At 57.1% G+C, this 14,780-nt stretch carries 13 protein-coding genes; 9 read left to right on the top strand and 4 right to left on the bottom strand.

Annotated elements, in window-relative coordinates; translation table 11 throughout:
* Window positions 1-54: 54 nt before the first annotated feature.
* Complete coding sequence (locus tag ACFO6X_RS02060) at window positions 55-660, top strand: TIGR00645 family protein (protein WP_382429550.1); 606 nt, start codon at window positions 55-57, stop codon at window positions 658-660.
* A 25-nt stretch (window positions 661-685) separates the two neighbouring features.
* On the opposite strand, the gene recJ is transcribed toward ACFO6X_RS02060, so the two are convergent.
* From recJ to ACFO6X_RS02045, 3 genes are read right to left on the bottom strand one after another with little or no spacing between them, the layout of a single operon-like run.
* A complete protein-coding gene (recJ, locus tag ACFO6X_RS02055) occupies window positions 686-2,404 on the bottom strand; it encodes a single-stranded-DNA-specific exonuclease RecJ (protein WP_382429548.1) in 1,719 nt (572 codons plus the stop codon).
* On the bottom strand, window positions 2,401-3,402 hold the full coding sequence (locus tag ACFO6X_RS02050) for a phosphoglycerate mutase (RefSeq protein WP_382429546.1): 1,002 nt from the start codon (window positions 3,400-3,402) through the stop codon (window positions 2,401-2,403). The genes recJ and ACFO6X_RS02050 overlap by 4 nt, the downstream gene beginning before the upstream one ends.
* Window positions 3,403-3,458: 56 nt before the next feature.
* Window positions 3,459-5,144, bottom strand: a complete 1,686-nt coding sequence (locus tag ACFO6X_RS02045; RefSeq protein ID WP_382429544.1) for a SulP family inorganic anion transporter — start codon at window positions 5,142-5,144, stop codon at window positions 3,459-3,461.
* Between the two features lie 58 nt (window positions 5,145-5,202).
* Between ACFO6X_RS02045 and ACFO6X_RS02040 the strand changes: the two genes are divergently transcribed.
* The 3 genes from ACFO6X_RS02040 (at window position 5,203) to ACFO6X_RS02030 (ending at window position 7,796) form a co-directional block, all read left to right on the top strand.
* Window positions 5,203-6,456 (top strand): lipoprotein-releasing ABC transporter permease subunit, encoded by a 1,254-nt coding sequence (locus ACFO6X_RS02040; protein ID WP_382429542.1) that lies wholly within the window; start codon window positions 5,203-5,205, stop codon window positions 6,454-6,456.
* Entirely contained in the window at window positions 6,449-7,168 is a 720-nt protein-coding gene (gene lolD, locus ACFO6X_RS02035; protein ID WP_382429540.1) for a lipoprotein-releasing ABC transporter ATP-binding protein LolD, read from the top strand. The genes ACFO6X_RS02040 and lolD overlap by 8 nt, the downstream gene beginning before the upstream one ends.
* Window positions 7,169-7,250: 82 nt before the next feature.
* A complete protein-coding gene (locus ACFO6X_RS02030; protein WP_382429538.1) occupies window positions 7,251-7,796 on the top strand; it encodes a helix-turn-helix domain-containing protein in 546 nt (181 codons plus the stop codon).
* Between the two features lie 88 nt (window positions 7,797-7,884).
* Here the strand turns inward: ACFO6X_RS02030 and ACFO6X_RS02025 are convergent, their stop codons facing one another.
* Complete coding sequence (locus ACFO6X_RS02025) at window positions 7,885-8,961, bottom strand: HNH endonuclease (protein ID WP_382429536.1); 1,077 nt, start codon at window positions 8,959-8,961, stop codon at window positions 7,885-7,887.
* Between the two features lie 92 nt (window positions 8,962-9,053).
* Between ACFO6X_RS02025 and ACFO6X_RS02020 the strand changes: the two genes are divergently transcribed.
* From ACFO6X_RS02020 to ACFO6X_RS02000, 5 genes are all read left to right on the top strand, one after another.
* Window positions 9,054-9,902: a TatD family hydrolase gene (locus ACFO6X_RS02020; protein ID WP_382429534.1), complete on the top strand. Its 849-nt coding sequence runs from the start codon at window positions 9,054-9,056 to the stop codon at window positions 9,900-9,902.
* Window positions 9,903-10,000: 98 nt separating this feature from the next.
* Window positions 10,001-10,771, top strand: coding sequence for a class I SAM-dependent methyltransferase (locus tag ACFO6X_RS02015; RefSeq protein ID WP_382429532.1), 771 nt, complete (start codon window positions 10,001-10,003; stop codon window positions 10,769-10,771).
* Window positions 10,772-10,803: 32 nt separating this feature from the next.
* Window positions 10,804-12,606 (top strand): type IV pilus assembly ATPase TfpB, encoded by a 1,803-nt coding sequence (tfpB, locus tag ACFO6X_RS02010; protein WP_382429530.1) that lies wholly within the window; start codon window positions 10,804-10,806, stop codon window positions 12,604-12,606.
* A 111-nt stretch (window positions 12,607-12,717) separates the two neighbouring features.
* The gene (locus tag ACFO6X_RS02005) at window positions 12,718-13,206 is read left to right on the top strand and encodes a tripartite tricarboxylate transporter TctB family protein (RefSeq protein ID WP_382429528.1); all 489 of its coding nucleotides are present in this window, start codon (window positions 12,718-12,720) and stop codon (window positions 13,204-13,206) included.
* A 15-nt stretch (window positions 13,207-13,221) separates the two neighbouring features.
* Entirely contained in the window at window positions 13,222-14,733 is a 1,512-nt protein-coding gene (locus tag ACFO6X_RS02000) for a tripartite tricarboxylate transporter permease (RefSeq protein WP_382429526.1), read from the top strand.
* Window positions 14,734-14,780: the final 47 nt, after the last annotated feature.

The following is a 14,780-nucleotide window of genomic DNA, read 5'->3' as shown; positions in this document are numbered from 1 at the left end:
GGGGGGGCTGCGTAAAATCGGCGCCCCCTCCTTCGTCCTCTTCCCTGCCATCCTATGTCCACCCCACGCTCTGGCTCCTCCTCACCCCTGCGCCCCCTGCCTTCGCTGATTTTTGCCAGCCGTTGGCTACAGTTGCCCTTGTATTTGGGGCTGATTGTGGCCCAAGGGGTGTATGTTTTTCACTTTTGGGTCGAGTTGGTGCATTTGCTGGAAGCCGTTTTTGGCAACAGCGATGCCTTGCAAGCACTGATCAATGGCATTGGGTACAAAACCGATGTGCAGATCACCAAGATCAACGAGACCATCATCATGCTGGTGGTGCTGGGCCTGATTGACGTGGTGATGATCTCTAACCTGCTCATCATGGTGATTGTGGGGGGCTACGAAACCTTTGTCAGCCGCATGAACTTGGAAGGCCACCCCGATCAGCCCGAATGGCTCAACCACGTCAATGCCTCAGTGCTCAAGGTCAAACTGAGCACTGCCATTATTGGTATTAGCTCTATTCACCTGCTCAAGACCTTCATCAACGCTGCCAATTACGATTTGAAAGTGCTGATGTGGCAGACCATCATTCACATCGCCTTCTTGCTCAGTGCCTTGGCTATTGCGCTGACCGACAAGCTCATGAGCCACGGCCCTGCCCCCGCAGAACACTGAGTTGGTAGCAAGGATGGTGCGTTGTTTAGAGCTGTGCACCTTCCACCAGAAACTGCACCTTGCGCTGGCCCTGCCATGTGTTCACATCCAGCCGAAAAGCCAGCAGCACCCGCGAGGGCAACTGTTCAGTGTGCCCAAACCAGATGGCATCCACAGGGTCACCTTGGTGCTTGAGTTTGAGTGAGAGGTGCTTGCTGTCTTGGCCCACCAGCCGTTGGCTGAGCACCTCCACTTCTTCACTGAAGGTGGGCGGCGCAAAGCCTTGGCCCCAAACCTCGCGTTGCAACGTATCGACCAGATCAGCGCGGCGGTATTGGGGCGCCAGTGGGCCATCGGTTTCTAATTGGCGCGTGAGCGTAGCAGCATCGAGTTGCTCTTGGGCAATTTGGGCCAGCCCTTGGGCAAAGGTGTCCAACTGTGCCCGGTCTATGGTGCAACCAGCGGCCATAGCGTGGCCGCCAAAGCGCAGCAACACACCCGGATGGCGCTTAACCAGCAAATCGAGCGCATCACGCAAATGAAAGCCCACAATGGAGCGCCCCGAGCCCTTGAGTTCTTGCTCTTTACCCGGTGCGCCACTGACAGCAAACACAAAGCTGGGCCGATGCAATTTGTCTTTCAGGCGCGAGGCCACAATGCCCACCACACCTTCGTGAAAACTCTCGTCAAAAACAGTAATGGCCGGTGACGGAGTTTCTTCGGACGCAAAGAGGTTTTCGGCTAACGCCAATGCCTGATCGCGCATGCCGCTTTCAATCTCACGGCGCTCGCGGTTCATGCCGTCAAGCAACTTGGCTAACTCGTCAGCGCGGCTGGCATCGTCGGTGAGCAGGCATTCAATGCCCAAGGCCATATCGGCCAAGCGGCCTGCGGCATTGATGCGTGGCCCCAGCGCAAACCCAAAATCTTGGCTACTGGCTTGGCGGGCATCGCGCCCAGCGGCCCGGAACAATGCCGCCATGCCGGGCGGCATTTGCCCATTGCGCACCCGTTGCAAGCCTTGGGCTACCAAACGGCGGTTGTTGGCATCGAGCCGCACCACATCGGCCACCGTTCCCAAAGCCACCAAAGGCAGCAAGGCATCGAGCCGGGGCTGGTTGCTGGCATCCAGCAGACTGCGTTGGCGCAGTTCTGCACGCAAGGCCAACAGCACATAAAACATAACACCCACCCCAGACAGGTGTTTGCTGGCAAAGGTGCAACCGGGCTGATTGGGGTTGACCACCGCGTCAGCCGCTGGCACTTGGTTGTTAGAAGGCAAATGGTGGTCGGTAATAAGCACCTGCATTCCGAGGGCATGGGCCTCGTCCACGCCTTCGGGGCTGCCAATACCGTTGTCTACGGTGATCAGCATATCGGCCCCACGCTCTTTGACGCGCCGGGCTATGGCAGCGGTGAGACCATAGCCGTCTACCACCCGGTCGGGCACCAAAAAGTCCACCTGCTGCGCTCCCAACAACCGCAAACCTCGGATAGCAACCGCGCAGGCCGTGGCGCCATCGCAGTCGTAATCGGCCACAATGCACAGGCGCTGATTTTGGGCAATAGCATTGGCCAGCAAGGTGGCAGCGGCTTGTATTCCTTGCAGTCCTTGTGGTGGCAACAATTGGGCCAAACTGGCATCAAGCTCTTGTGGTGTGCTCACGCCACGGGCTGCGTAGAGGCGCGCTAGCAATGGGTGAATGCCCGCTTGCTCCAACGCCCAGGCGCTGCGCGGGGGAGTGTCTCGCACGGTGATTTTCATAAGGCTTTGCAAATGCTGGTCAATGACGGTGGCCGGAAAAACCGCGACAGGCGCTCGCCCAAGCTGCGTGGGGCGCTATGCCATGTCAGGGCCGCTTGTGTACCGCACAGGGTCAACCGTGCAGCACCACCGGTTTGCAGATGTTCTAGCAATTGCGCCAATGGCCCCGCATCCAGCATTTGCCAAGCACTGGCCCAAGCCTGCCAGTTGCCACTTTGGGCCGCCTCTTGCAAATGATCGAGCCGCTGTGGCGTTGGGGTGATAGTGGCGGGAGGCGTTGCCAATTGACCAGCCCCATGCACCCAAAAGGCATTGACCGGCACCAAGCCACGGGCTTGGCGTGCATCATTGAAGGGATGGGTATAGAGCAGCATTTGCAGCTCGCTGTGCAGGCGCTGCCAAACTTGCATGGCCCGGCGCTGGGTGGCGCTGATATGCGGGTTTTGTGCCTGGTGCTGCATCCAGTGGCGCACATCTTGGCCTTGCACCCGTTCTAGTGAGGGCATGGGCAGGTCGGCCACCAGTGGCCCGTGGGCCAGCCAGCGGCCAGGGGTATCCAGACGCAATTGCAAGCCATCTTCGGCCAGCCAAGGCGAGACGATCTCCAGCAGGCTTTGGGCCTCTGGCAGTGTCAGTTGCAGTTGGGCTGGGTCGTGCAGGGTGATGTGGTCAGTGCCTACTTGCCAGTAGCAGGGCGTCACAAAAGCCCAAGCAGTATTGGGCTCTGCTTGCGCCAGCCCTTGTTGGTAGGCGTATCCTGCTGCCCAAGGGATATGGCCGTTGTGATCGGGCAGGCCTTGCGCTTGCGCCCAGGCTCGTTCATGGGGCAAAGACAGGCAGGCATCCATCTCGTCAATGGTGGCCAGTGGCTGGGGTGCTGGCGACAGGCGGGCCAATAAGCGGTGCAGGTACGGCAGCGCCAGCGATTGCAAGGTCTCTTGGCAAGCAGGCGTCTGGCAAGCGGCATAGGGAACAATCAGTTCTACGGGATGGGGCATGGGCGTTATTTTCTCGGATGCCCTCTGGCCCCTAGGGGTGCCGGGTCAAAAGGCACTTAAATGGCACTGCCTGCAATATCATTGGGCCACTCGTGCAACAAACTCATGGCATTGAGCGCCTCTGCATCGGTGCGGTACAGCACCAGCCCAGGGCCAGTGTGCAAGGCGTTTGCTTGGCGCAGGGTGGTTTCTACCGGCAGTTTCATGCCGCTGATGTGCAAGGTGATGTGCTGGCGTTGCAATTGGGCCAGCACTTTCGTAAACACTTCGACGCCAGTGGCGTCAATACGATTGACGGGTTGGGCCAACCAACAAACATGGCGGGTGCCGGGGTGGGTGCTCAAATGCTCAACAACGGCACGCTCCCAAGCGTTGGCTGTGGCAAAGTCCAGTGCGGCGTCCATGCGCAACGCATACAGGTGGGGGGCCAAAGGTGGCAGGTGCCACAGATGGCGGTCACGCAGGCTACCATCGGGGTGTTGCCCTACCTCAATGATGCGTGGGTGCAAGCGTTGGTATAAAAACTGGCTCAAGGCCATCAGTACGCCCACCAGTACACCCCAATACAACCGAGGTGCCGCCAGCAGTGTCACAACAAAGGTGACGGCAGCAATGGCCGCCTCGGTGCGCGAGATACGCCACAGCCGAACAAATTCGCGCGGCTTGATCAGCCCAACCACCGCCACCAACACAATGGCTGCCAACACGGGCTGGGGCACATGACGCAGCACCGGCGTAAACCACAACAGCACCACCATCACCACCAGCACCGAGGCCACCGTAGCCCAGCCGGTACGTGCGCCAGCATACAGGTTGAGCGCCGAGCGCGAAAACGACGAACTGGTCGCAAAAGCACCACACAGGCCAGAGGCTATCTTGCCCAGCCCTTGGCCGATCAGATCTTGGTCTTGGTTCCAACGCTTACCAGCGCGTTCGCTATCCACCTTGGCACTCGAAGCCGTTTCCAAAAAGCTCACCAATGTGATGACCAGCGTGGGCAAAATCAACTGACCCAATACATCGGCCTGCGGTAAAGTGGGCCAGTACAGTGCTGGCAGCCCTTGGGGCAATGGCCCCACCACTGCCCCCCCCGCGTTGGCAAAGCCCAACCACTGCGACAAGCCCGCACTGCCCAGCACAATCACCAACACCGATGGGAAAGTTGGTTTCCAGCGCCGCACGCCTACCAGCAGGGCCACACTGCCCACGCCAAAGGCCAGCGAGGGCCAATGCACCGGCAAGGCATGCCCCCAACCCAGCCAATCACCCTGCCAGCCTAACAAGGCGGGCCATTGCGAACCAATAATGAGCACGGCTGCGGCTTGAGTAAACGCCATCAGCACTGGCGCACTGACCAGATTGAGCAGCCAACCAAAGCGCAGCCCTCCCAGCACCGCCTGTAGCAGGCCACTCAACAGTGCCAACCAAACCGCCAATTGCACCCATTGCGCACTGCCCGGCTCGGCCAGTCCGGCCAGGGAGGTGCCCACCAACAAACAACTCAAGGCCGTTGGCCCCACCGACAGCCGCGTAGAGGCACTGAACAATACGGCCACCAAGGCAGGCAACATGGAGGCATAAATGCCCGTGACCAATGGCATCCCGGCCAATGCTGCATAGGCCACACCTTGGGGAATCACCATCAGCCCCACTGTCAGCCCTGCCAAGGCCTCGCTGCGCAGCAAGGCCGCATCGGGCCGAGGCCATTGGAGAAACGGAAAAAAACGGTGCAGTGGGCGCATAGGGCAATGCTACCGTGGCAATCTACTGGGTGCTTGGCAGTGCCACAATCGTTGCTCCATGCAAATCCCTTACGAACTCGCCTTAGGCTGGCGTTACACCCGCGCTGGTCGTGCTACACGGCGCAATGGTTTTATCTCATTCATCTCGGGCGTGTCCATGTTGGGCATTGCTTTAGGGGTGGCGGCGCTCATCATCGTGTTGTCAGTGATGAACGGGTTTCAAAAAGAGGTACGTGACCGCATGTTAAGCGTGGTCTCGCACATTGAAATCTTTGCCCCTGGTGGTACTGCCCTGCCCGATATGGCCCGAACCTTGGCAGAAGCCCGCCAACACCCGCAGGTGGCAGGGGCGGCACCGTTTGTGGCAGCACAAGCCCTGCTGGCGCGTGGAGAGGACATGAAAGGTGCCTTGGTGCGTGGTATTGACCCAACCCACGAAGGCGAAGTCACCGATCTGGCTGCAGCCAGCGTGCAAACGTTGGCGCAGCTGGTACCAGGCGAATTTCGTGTCGTGTTGGGCGTAGAGCTGGCGCGCAGCTTGGGCGTGCGCGTGGGGGATGCCGTGACACTGATCGCCCCTGCCGGACAAGTCACGCCCGCAGGGGTGGTGCCCCGCCTGAAACAAATGACGGTAGCAGGCACCTTTGATTCAGGCCACTATGAATACGATTCGGCACTGGTGATGCTGCACCACGAAGATGCGCAGCGCATCTTCAGGCTAGAGGGGCCGACTGGCATCCGACTCAAGCTGCACGATTTGCACCAAGCCCGCGACGTAGCGCATGCTTTGGCGGGGACGCTGAGCGGTGATCTGTGGATACGCGACTGGACGCAGCAAAACAAAACGTGGTTTGCCGCTGTGCAAATGGAAAAACGCATGATGTTCATCATCTTGACGCTGATCGTGGCCGTGGCAGCCTTCAATCTGGTCAGCACACTGGTGATGTCGGTGCAAGACAAGCGGGCCGATATTGCCATTTTGCGCACCTTGGGCAGCAGCCCACGCAGCATCATGGGCATTTTTGTGGTGCAAGGCGCCATGGTGGGCGTGATTGGCACACTGGCGGGCTTGCTGCTGGGGTTGGGCATTGCCTTCAATATCGATGTCATCGTGCCCGCCATTGAGCGGCTGCTGGGGGCCAGCTTTTTGCCCAAAGACATCTACCTCATCAGCCAAATGCCAAGCAACCCGCAAGCAAGCGACATCGTACCGATTGGCCTGATTTCACTGCTGCTGTCTTTTGTGGCTACGCTCTACCCCAGCTGGCACGCCAGCCGCGTCAACCCCGCCGAGGCCCTGCGCTATGAGTAACCCACATTTACCCCATTCCCATGCCCCAGTGTTACAAGCCAAGGGTTTGAGCAAACGCTTTAGTGAAGGGCGTTTAGACGTGACGGTGCTACAAGGCGTCGATCTGGAAATACACGCTGGCCAAACGCTGGCTATTGTGGGGGCTTCAGGGTCGGGCAAAAGTACCTTGTTGCATCTGCTGGGAGCCTTGGACAGCCCCACCGCTGGCAGCGTGCATTTACTGGGGCAGAACCTGGCACAGTGCTCTGCGGCACAGCAAGGCCAATTGCGTAACCAGCACCTGGGGTTTGTGTACCAATTTCACCACCTGTTGCCCGAATTCAGTGCCTTGGAAAACGTAGCCATGCCCTTGCGCATCCGCCGGTTGCCACCGGCTGAATGCGAGCGTCAGGCCACACAGATGTTGACCAGCGTCGGGTTGGCCCAGCGGGCCGAGCATCGCCCAGCAGAACTCTCAGGCGGCGAGCGCCAGCGCGTAGCCATTGCCCGCGCCCTGGTGACACGACCAGCTTGTGTGCTGGCCGATGAGCCTACAGGCAACCTCGACCGCAACACCGCTGAAGGCGTGTTCCAGCACATGCTGGCACTGGCGCGCGAGCAGGGCACCGCCTTTGTGATGGTGACGCACGATGAGACTCTGGCTGCACGTTGCGACCGGGTGCTGCGTTTGGTGGCAGGGCGATTGGATGGGATAGGACTCCCTCAAACATAGCAATAGACTCTCGCCATCCCCAAATAATCTCGAAAAACCGTTGTCTAGAATCACTCGATTCTGTCAATAAAATTGCAACATCATGATTGACAGCAACAAAACTTTGTGGAAGAACTTAACTGTTCTCATGCAATCCCAATGGGGAGGTGAGAACCTTAATCGCCTTGCCAGAGAATGCGGGGTCAGTCCAGGGACTGCCTTTAGATTGAAGAAGCAAAACACCAGTGTGGGTTTGGACACTCTGGATAAAATTGCTGCTTATTTCAGCACTTCACCGCATCAACTGCTCGATCCGAACTTCCATCCAATAAACACACCAGAGGCGATGCTTTCAGCAATGGCGATGGAGCTAGGCCACATGCTGGACTCTATACAGACCACAGCACTACAAGAAAAGGCTTATGGCTTGGCATTCAATGTTCTGCAACTTTGCTTAGCCCAAGCCAATTTTTCAGGCCAACTCTCCCCAATGGCAAGAGACTTAGGCCAAATGCTAGATGCAATTCCAGATACTGCACATCAAGCCAGAGCCTATGCCCTAGCATCAGGTATCTTGCAATTCGGTATAGCACCACCTAATTCGACAGGCAACGCAGTGAACACCACAGACGGCCAACACCATCAGTGATGGTCTGGTCTTTCCTTTTCTATGAACAGCAATCAACATCGATTATTCCTGATGGCATAGTCTGGAAAGACCTACCCTCATTCAGGCCTCAACCCATTAAAACAATAGCGAGGATAAAAATACTGATAGCCAACAGAACCCACAGATCGGTTGCTGCCATTTTCGCTGGTGGGCGCGGTTTCGGACGTGGTGCATCAATCACATCTCTTGAAGTTTTTAGTACCTGCACCTGTTGTACCACTGGTGCTGGTGCCATGTAGGACGTGGAAGTTCCTGCAAGGCTGGTAGTGACTTCGTACAGGAAGATGAGGCCGCACTGTTTGCAACGTAATTTTTGCCCACGGACAGCTTTGTGTACTGGCAATGTCAATTCGGTGGTACACCGTGGGCATGATGAGAAGTCCACATATGATGCAAGTGGCTCAGGGTCAGAAATAACGGTTCGCCAATGGTCACTCGCTCTCTCTGTTGGCTTCGTGAAAGCTGCCGACTGAACCTGTGCTGTAATGGATGGTGATGGTATGACTGGCTGTGCCTGCGGCGATGGAACCTGTTCTAACCTTGGTTTGATAGGGTTCAAACCTTCAGGCTCCTCTGCCTCCCCAAAGTCAAAGACTTTTCCATGTTCTTCCTCATGGCAAAACCGACACAGAGAGACAAGATTTTCTTGCCGATTGGTACCGTATTTAGACAAGTAAATAATATGGTGTACATCCAGAGGGATACCACACTCTCCACAAGCCTGACAACACTGATCGCGCATCCTAATGCGACGCGTCCGTTCTATCCAGTCGGATGGATAGTCCCACCTTCGATCACCAGTGGCCCGTAGCAAACCTCGTCGGTATGCACGAACTCTTTTAAAGTCAATCCCATTATTTTTTGGGTCTGCCAGCAAACGATTGAGCCATCTAGGCAACGCTTGTTGGTACTCAGCTTCGGTGTAACTCGGGTTACGCTTCGCCATACCTTTCCGAAGCAAGTCACCAATTCTGTTTTCGGAAAATTGTGCTGGCTCTGGTGCTTCGTTCAAATGGTCAATGCATATTTGACAAATACCAATATGCTCTGTTTTGAACTTAAGGTAGTTGGAATCCTGCAAACAGATACGACAGATAGACATGAACAATTTGAAGAAAATCTCACGATCATAGACATAGAACACAGGGTGTGTTGACGCTAAAAGTGATTAAGTGTCTGTTTCGACACTCAACAACATCCAAACTTATCAGGAAATCTCTGCGGAATCATTGTCCCATGCCCACTTGGATCGACACCCATTGCCACCTTGATGCCTTGGAGTTTGCTCCTGACCGGGATACCGTACGGGCACAGGCCCGCGCACAAGGGGTACAACATTTGGTGATTCCGGCAGTGGAGTTGGCCCATGCCGAGGCGGTGCGTCAACTTGCCCACCAGCATGGCGACAGCTATGCCTTGGGCATTCATCCGCTGTACACGCCACAGGCAGGCGAAGGCGACCTGGTAGCACTGGAACGTTTGCTAGAGCAGTACCATCACGATCCACATTTAGTGGCAGTGGGTGAAATCGGCTTGGATTACTTCGTTCCGGGGCTGGATGCCACTCGACAAGCACAGTTCTATCGCGCACAGCTACAACTGGCCCGGCGCTTTGATCTGCCGGTCATTTTGCATGTGCGCCGCAGCGCCGACCAACTGCTCAAGGGGCTACGCGAAGTGCCTGTGCAAGGTGGCATCGCCCATGCCTTCAATGGCAGCCTGCAACAGGCCCAAACTTTTGTGGCGCTCGGTTTTAAATTAGGCTTTGGTGGCGCACTGACTTATGAACGGGCTTTGCAATTGCGCCGTCTGGCGCTAGAGCTCCCCTTGGATGCCTTGGTGCTAGAAACCGATGCCCCCGATATGCCACCACATTGGCTGTACCGCACAGCACAAGAGCGATCCCAAGGGCTGGCACAGGGGCGCAATGCTCCCGCCGAACTGCCGCGCATTGCCCAAGTGCTGGCCAAATTGCGTGGTCTGCCCCTGGATTGGTTGGCACAACAAACCAGCACCAATGCCTTGCAAGCCCTCCCCAGACTGCAAAGGCTCACCCCACCAACCCACAGTCATCGCCCACAATAGCAGGAAAAGCTGCTGCCATGCCCTCTGGAGCTTGCAGCGCAAATGTGTGCAGACTCGGTGCAACCCTTGTCTGCTGATGGATTACTGGAACCTCTGTGATGGCCCGTCCCAAGATCAAAACCACCCCTGCTAGCCTGCCCGATGTCAGCGTGTCTGACGATGGAGACGTACGTCATTTGCACTTGGGCACGCCTTGGATTCAAGGCTCCATGCGTATCAAAGAACCATTTGAGATTGAACTGGAATACGTCCAGCGCATGATGGCTTGGCTGTTGTTTATGGAACCCGCCACAGTGGCTGGGCGTCATGCCATGCAATTGGGCTTGGGTGCCGGTGCCATCACCAAGTTTTGCCACAAAAAATTGCGCATGTGTACCACTGCTGTAGAACTAAACCCACAGGTGCTGGCTGTGTGCCGCGCTTGGTTCAAACTGCCCCCTGACGGCCCGATGCTGCGGGTGGTGTTGGCCGATGCCGCAGAAGAAATCCGCCGCGATGAATGGACAGGCACCGTCGATGCCCTGGCGGTAGACCTTTATGACGACAATGCCGCCGCCCCGGTGCTCGACAGTGCCGAGTTTTATGCCGATTGCCGCGCTCTGCTCACCGAAGAAGGCTGCATGACTGTCAACCTGTTTGGCCGTGCGGCCAGCTTTGACCAAAGCCTAGAAAAAATCGCCACAGCCTTTGGTGAAGATGCCGTCTGGTCGTTCAAACCCACCCGTGAAGGCAACACCGTGGTGCTGGCCCAGCGTACCCCCAGCCGTTTCAAGCGTGGCGAGCTGTTGGCCCGTTGCGATGCTGTGCAAGCACGCTGGGACATTCCCACCCGCAAATGGGTGCGCAGTTTTAAACCTGTGCTGGCCTGATCCACGCCAGCCCTGCCTCAAAGCCCCACCCCATGACTTTTGCTGATTTACAACAACAGCCTACAGCCCCTAGGCCATCGACGGTGGCGCACGATGGCCCGCTGGAGTGGCGCCAAATTGTGCAGTGGCTGCGTGCAGATGGTGTGATTGCGCCAGAAGAAGCCCAACGCACCATCGCCCGGTGCTCTCAGGCCGAGAGCAGCCAACATCCGCTGGTGCGCCTAGCCAATGTAGCCATGACCCATGCCAGCGATGGCAAATCACTGGATCTGGAAACTCTGACCGAATATGTAGCCCGGCATGTTGGCATCCCTTACCTGCGCATCGACCCCTTGCGCGTAGATGTAGGCAAGGTGGCCGACACCATGAGCGCCAGCTATGCCGAGCGCCACAAGGTGTTGCCGGTACAAGTCAGTTCCACAGAGGTGGTGGTGGCCACAGCAGAACCCTTTATTACCGATTGGGTGGCAGAGGTCGAGCGCCAATCGCGGCGCACAGTGCGCCGGGTATTGGCCAATCCACAAGAAATCCTGCGCTACACCGCTGAATTTTTTGCTTTGGCCAAATCAGTGCGGGCAGCACAAAAAGCGGGCGGGGGTGCAGGCGCCAGCAGCTTTGAGCAGTTGGTAGAACTGGGCCGCAGCAACAAGCAACTCGATGCCAATGACCAAGGCGTGGTGCGGGTGGTAGATTGGCTGTGGCAATACGCCTTTGACCAACGTGCCAGCGATATTCACCTAGAGCCTCGGCGCGAACAAGGCGTGATTCGTTTCCGTATCGATGGTGTGCTGCACCCGGTCTACCAAATGCCGCAAGGCGTTATGAGTGCGATGGTGGCCCGCATCAAGCTGTTGGGACGCATGGACGTGGTGGAAAAGCGCCGCCCACAAGATGGCCGCATCAAAACCCGTAACCAGCGTGGCGATGAGGTAGAAATGCGCCTGTCTACCCTGCCCACAGCCTTCGGTGAAAAAATGGTCATGCGGATTTTTGACCCCGATACGGCAATCAAGAACTTGGATGCGCTGGGGTTTTTGCCGCATGATGCACAGCGTTGGGAAGCACTGATCCAGCGCCCACATGGCATCATCTTGGTCACAGGGCCAACAGGCTCGGGCAAAACCACCACGCTGTATTCCACGCTCAAGCGCGTAGCCACTGAAGAGGTAAACGTCAGCACGGTAGAAGACCCGATTGAAATGATCGAACCCAGCTTCAACCAGACCCAGGTGCAACCGCAACTGGACTTCAGTTTTGCCGAAGGTGTGCGCGCCCTGATGCGCCAAGACCCCGACATCATCATGGTGGGCGAAATTCGCGACCTAGAAACCGCCGAGATGGCCGTGCAGGCCGCCCTGACCGGCCATCTGGTGTTTAGCACTTTGCACACCAACGATGCCCCCAGCGCCGTCACCCGACTGCTGGAGCTGGGAGTGCCTGCCTACCTGATCAATGCCACGTTGCTAGGGGTGCTGGCCCAACGGCTGGTGCGTACCTTGTGCCCGCAATGCAAACAACCTGACCCGGATGCACCACTGGAAGTGCTGACCGAGGCCATCAAACCTTGGAAACTCTCAGGGGGCTACCAACCCTACAAACCCGTGGGCTGCATCGACTGTCGCATGACAGGCTTTCGCGGGCGCATGGGCCTGTACGAACTGCTGACCGTCAGCGAAACCCTCAAATCAGGCATTACTGGCGAACCATCCATCGATGCCCTGCGCCGCCAAGCCGTACAAGACGGTATGCGCCCATTGCGCATGGCAGGTGCCCTGCGGGTGGCACAAGGCCTCAGCACCCTAGAGGAAGTCGTAGCAACCACCCCTCAGCCCTAAACCGTTAGCAAGGGTAAACACTGGGGGTTTCTGTAGGTGGAATCCACATCAGAACCCTGCTTGATTGATTGGACAATCGCCCGCTGGTTATTCCGTCTGGGAGACACGTTCATGAAAATCAAAAGTCAAAAAGACTTTTTTTCCGGCCTCATGTTCATGGGCGTCGGTATTGCCTTTGCTTGGGGTGCCACTGAATACAGCATTGGTTCAGGTGCCCGCATGGGCCCAGGCTACTTTCCGCTGGTGCTGGGCATCCTGCTGGCCTTCATCGGCACAGTGATTGCGTTCAAGGCCACCGTGATTGAAACCGTAGACGGCGACAAAATCGGCAAATGGGCCTGGAAGCCACTGTTCTTCATTCTGGGCGCCAATGTGGTGTTTGGTATCTTGCTGGCGGGCTTGCCCGGTCTGGGCATTCCTGCCATGGGTTTGATTGTGGCCATCTATGCGCTGACTTTCATTGCCAGCTTGGCGGGCACGGAGTTCAATGCCAAGGGCGTTTTTGTATTGGCTACTGTTTTGGCGGTAGGCAGTTATGTGGCTTTCGTCTGGGCGCTGAAGTTGCAGTTCCCAGTCTGGCCTAGCTTTATCGTTGGCTAATCGGGAGTACCGCTCATGGAATTGCTTGACAACCTGGCGATGGGCTTTGGCGTCGCCTTTACATTTCAAAACCTCATCTACTGTTTTATTGGTTGCCTGTTGGGCACCCTGATTGGCGTGCTGCCCGGCATTGGCCCAGTGGCTACTATCGCCATGCTGTTGCCCGCAACCTATGCCCTGCCCCCAGTAGCGGCACTGATCATGCTGGCCGGTATCTACTACGGTGCGCAGTACGGTGGCTCTACCACTGCCATCTTGGTCAATCTGCCGGGCGAATCCTCCTCAGTCGTCACCGTGATCGATGGCTACCAGATGGCCCGCAAGGGCCGGGCGGGGCCGGCACTGGCGGCTGCGGGTTTGGGTTCGTTCTTTGCTGGTTCGGTGGGTACGCTGATCTTGGCGGCCTTTGCCCCTCCACTGACAGAAGTAGCCTTCAAATTTGGCCCTGCTGAATACTTTGCGTTGATGGTGTTGGGTCTGATTGGCGCTGTGGTGCTGGCTTCCGGCTCGCTACTCAAAGCCGTCGCCATGATCGTCTTGGGCCTGTTGCTTGGTCTGGTCGGCACCGATGTCAACTCGGGTGTCGCCCGCTTCTCCTTTGACATTCCAGAACTGACCGACGGTATTGGCTTTGTTGCCATTGCAATGGGGGTGTTTGGTTATGGCGAAATCATTGCCAACTTGTCACGCCCCTCTGAAGACCGCGAGGTGTTCACTGCCAAGGTAGAAGGTCTGTTCCCCACCAAAGAAGACTTCAAGCGCATGACCCCTGCCGTGCTGCGCGGCACTGCCTTGGGTTCGGCACTGGGCATCTTGCCCGGTGGTGGTGCCTTGTTGGCAGCTTTTGCGGCCTACACTATTGAAAAGAAAACCCGCCTGCACGCTGGCGAAGTTCCATTTGGCCAAGGCAACATCCGGGGCGTGGCCTCGCCTGAAGCGGCCAACAATGCGGGTTCGCAAACCTCTTTCATTCCGCTGCTCACGCTGGGTATCCCACCCAATGCAGTGATGGCCCTGATGGTGGGTGCCATGACCATCCACAACATCCAACCCGGCCCGCAGGTCATGACCAGCAACCCCGAGTTGTTCTGGGGCTTGATTGCTTCGATGTGGATCGGCAACGCTATGCTGGTCATTCTGAATCTGCCGCTGATTGGTCTTTGGATCAAACTACTGACAGTGCCCTACCGTTGGTTGTTTCCCTCTATCGTGCTGTTCTGTGCGGTGGGTGTTTACTCCACCAACAACAACACTTGGGACATCTGGATGGTGGGGGGCTTTGGTTTTATTGGCTACCTGTTCCACAAACTAGGTACCGAGCCTGCACCACTGCTGTTGGGCTTCATTCTCGGCCCAATGATGGAAGAAAACCTGCGCCGCACCTTGCTGTTATCGCGCGGGGATTGGAGCGTTTTTGTGACACGGCCTCTGTCGGCCTGCTTGCTGGCTGCTGCCTTGCTGCTGCTGATCATCGTGCTGTTGCCTGCCGTCAAGAACAAACGCGAAGAAGCCTTTGTGGATGACTGATCGGCCCCACCCAACCCCACGGTATTAACCGTTCCACCACGGCGCCT

The organism is Giesbergeria sinuosa (assembly GCF_042652905.1).
Taxonomy (GTDB): Bacteria; Pseudomonadota; Gammaproteobacteria; order Burkholderiales; family Burkholderiaceae_C; genus Simplicispira; species Simplicispira sinuosa.
The sequence above is the reverse complement of the archived record's forward strand: the minus strand, read 5'-3'. Positions and strand labels throughout refer to the sequence as shown.

What these genes read in the sequence shown, in the direction of transcription:
- ACFO6X_RS02030 (WP_382429538.1), top strand. Translation starts at nt 7,251, where the DNA reads ATGATTGACAGCAACAAAACTTTGTGGAAGAACTTAACTGTTCTCATG.
- tfpB (WP_382429530.1), top strand. Translation starts at nt 10,804, where the DNA reads ATGACTTTTGCTGATTTACAACAACAGCCTACAGCCCCTAGGCCATCG.
- ACFO6X_RS02020 (WP_382429534.1), top strand. Translation starts at nt 9,054, where the DNA reads ATGCCCACTTGGATCGACACCCATTGCCACCTTGATGCCTTGGAGTTT.
- lolD (WP_382429540.1), top strand. Translation starts at nt 6,449, where the DNA reads ATGAGTAACCCACATTTACCCCATTCCCATGCCCCAGTGTTACAAGCC.
- ACFO6X_RS02000 (WP_382429526.1), top strand. Translation starts at nt 13,222, where the DNA reads ATGGAATTGCTTGACAACCTGGCGATGGGCTTTGGCGTCGCCTTTACA.
- ACFO6X_RS02005 (WP_382429528.1), top strand. Translation starts at nt 12,718, where the DNA reads ATGAAAATCAAAAGTCAAAAAGACTTTTTTTCCGGCCTCATGTTCATG.
- ACFO6X_RS02050 (WP_382429546.1), bottom strand. Translation starts at nt 3,402, where the DNA reads ATGCCCCATCCCGTAGAACTGATTGTTCCCTATGCCGCTTGCCAGACG.
- ACFO6X_RS02045 (WP_382429544.1), bottom strand. Translation starts at nt 5,144, where the DNA reads ATGCGCCCACTGCACCGTTTTTTTCCGTTTCTCCAATGGCCTCGGCCC.
- ACFO6X_RS02040 (WP_382429542.1), top strand. Translation starts at nt 5,203, where the DNA reads ATGCAAATCCCTTACGAACTCGCCTTAGGCTGGCGTTACACCCGCGCT.
- ACFO6X_RS02060 (WP_382429550.1), top strand. Translation starts at nt 55, where the DNA reads ATGTCCACCCCACGCTCTGGCTCCTCCTCACCCCTGCGCCCCCTGCCT.
- ACFO6X_RS02015 (WP_382429532.1), top strand. Translation starts at nt 10,001, where the DNA reads ATGGCCCGTCCCAAGATCAAAACCACCCCTGCTAGCCTGCCCGATGTC.
- recJ (WP_382429548.1), bottom strand. Translation starts at nt 2,404, where the DNA reads ATGAAAATCACCGTGCGAGACACTCCCCCGCGCAGCGCCTGGGCGTTG.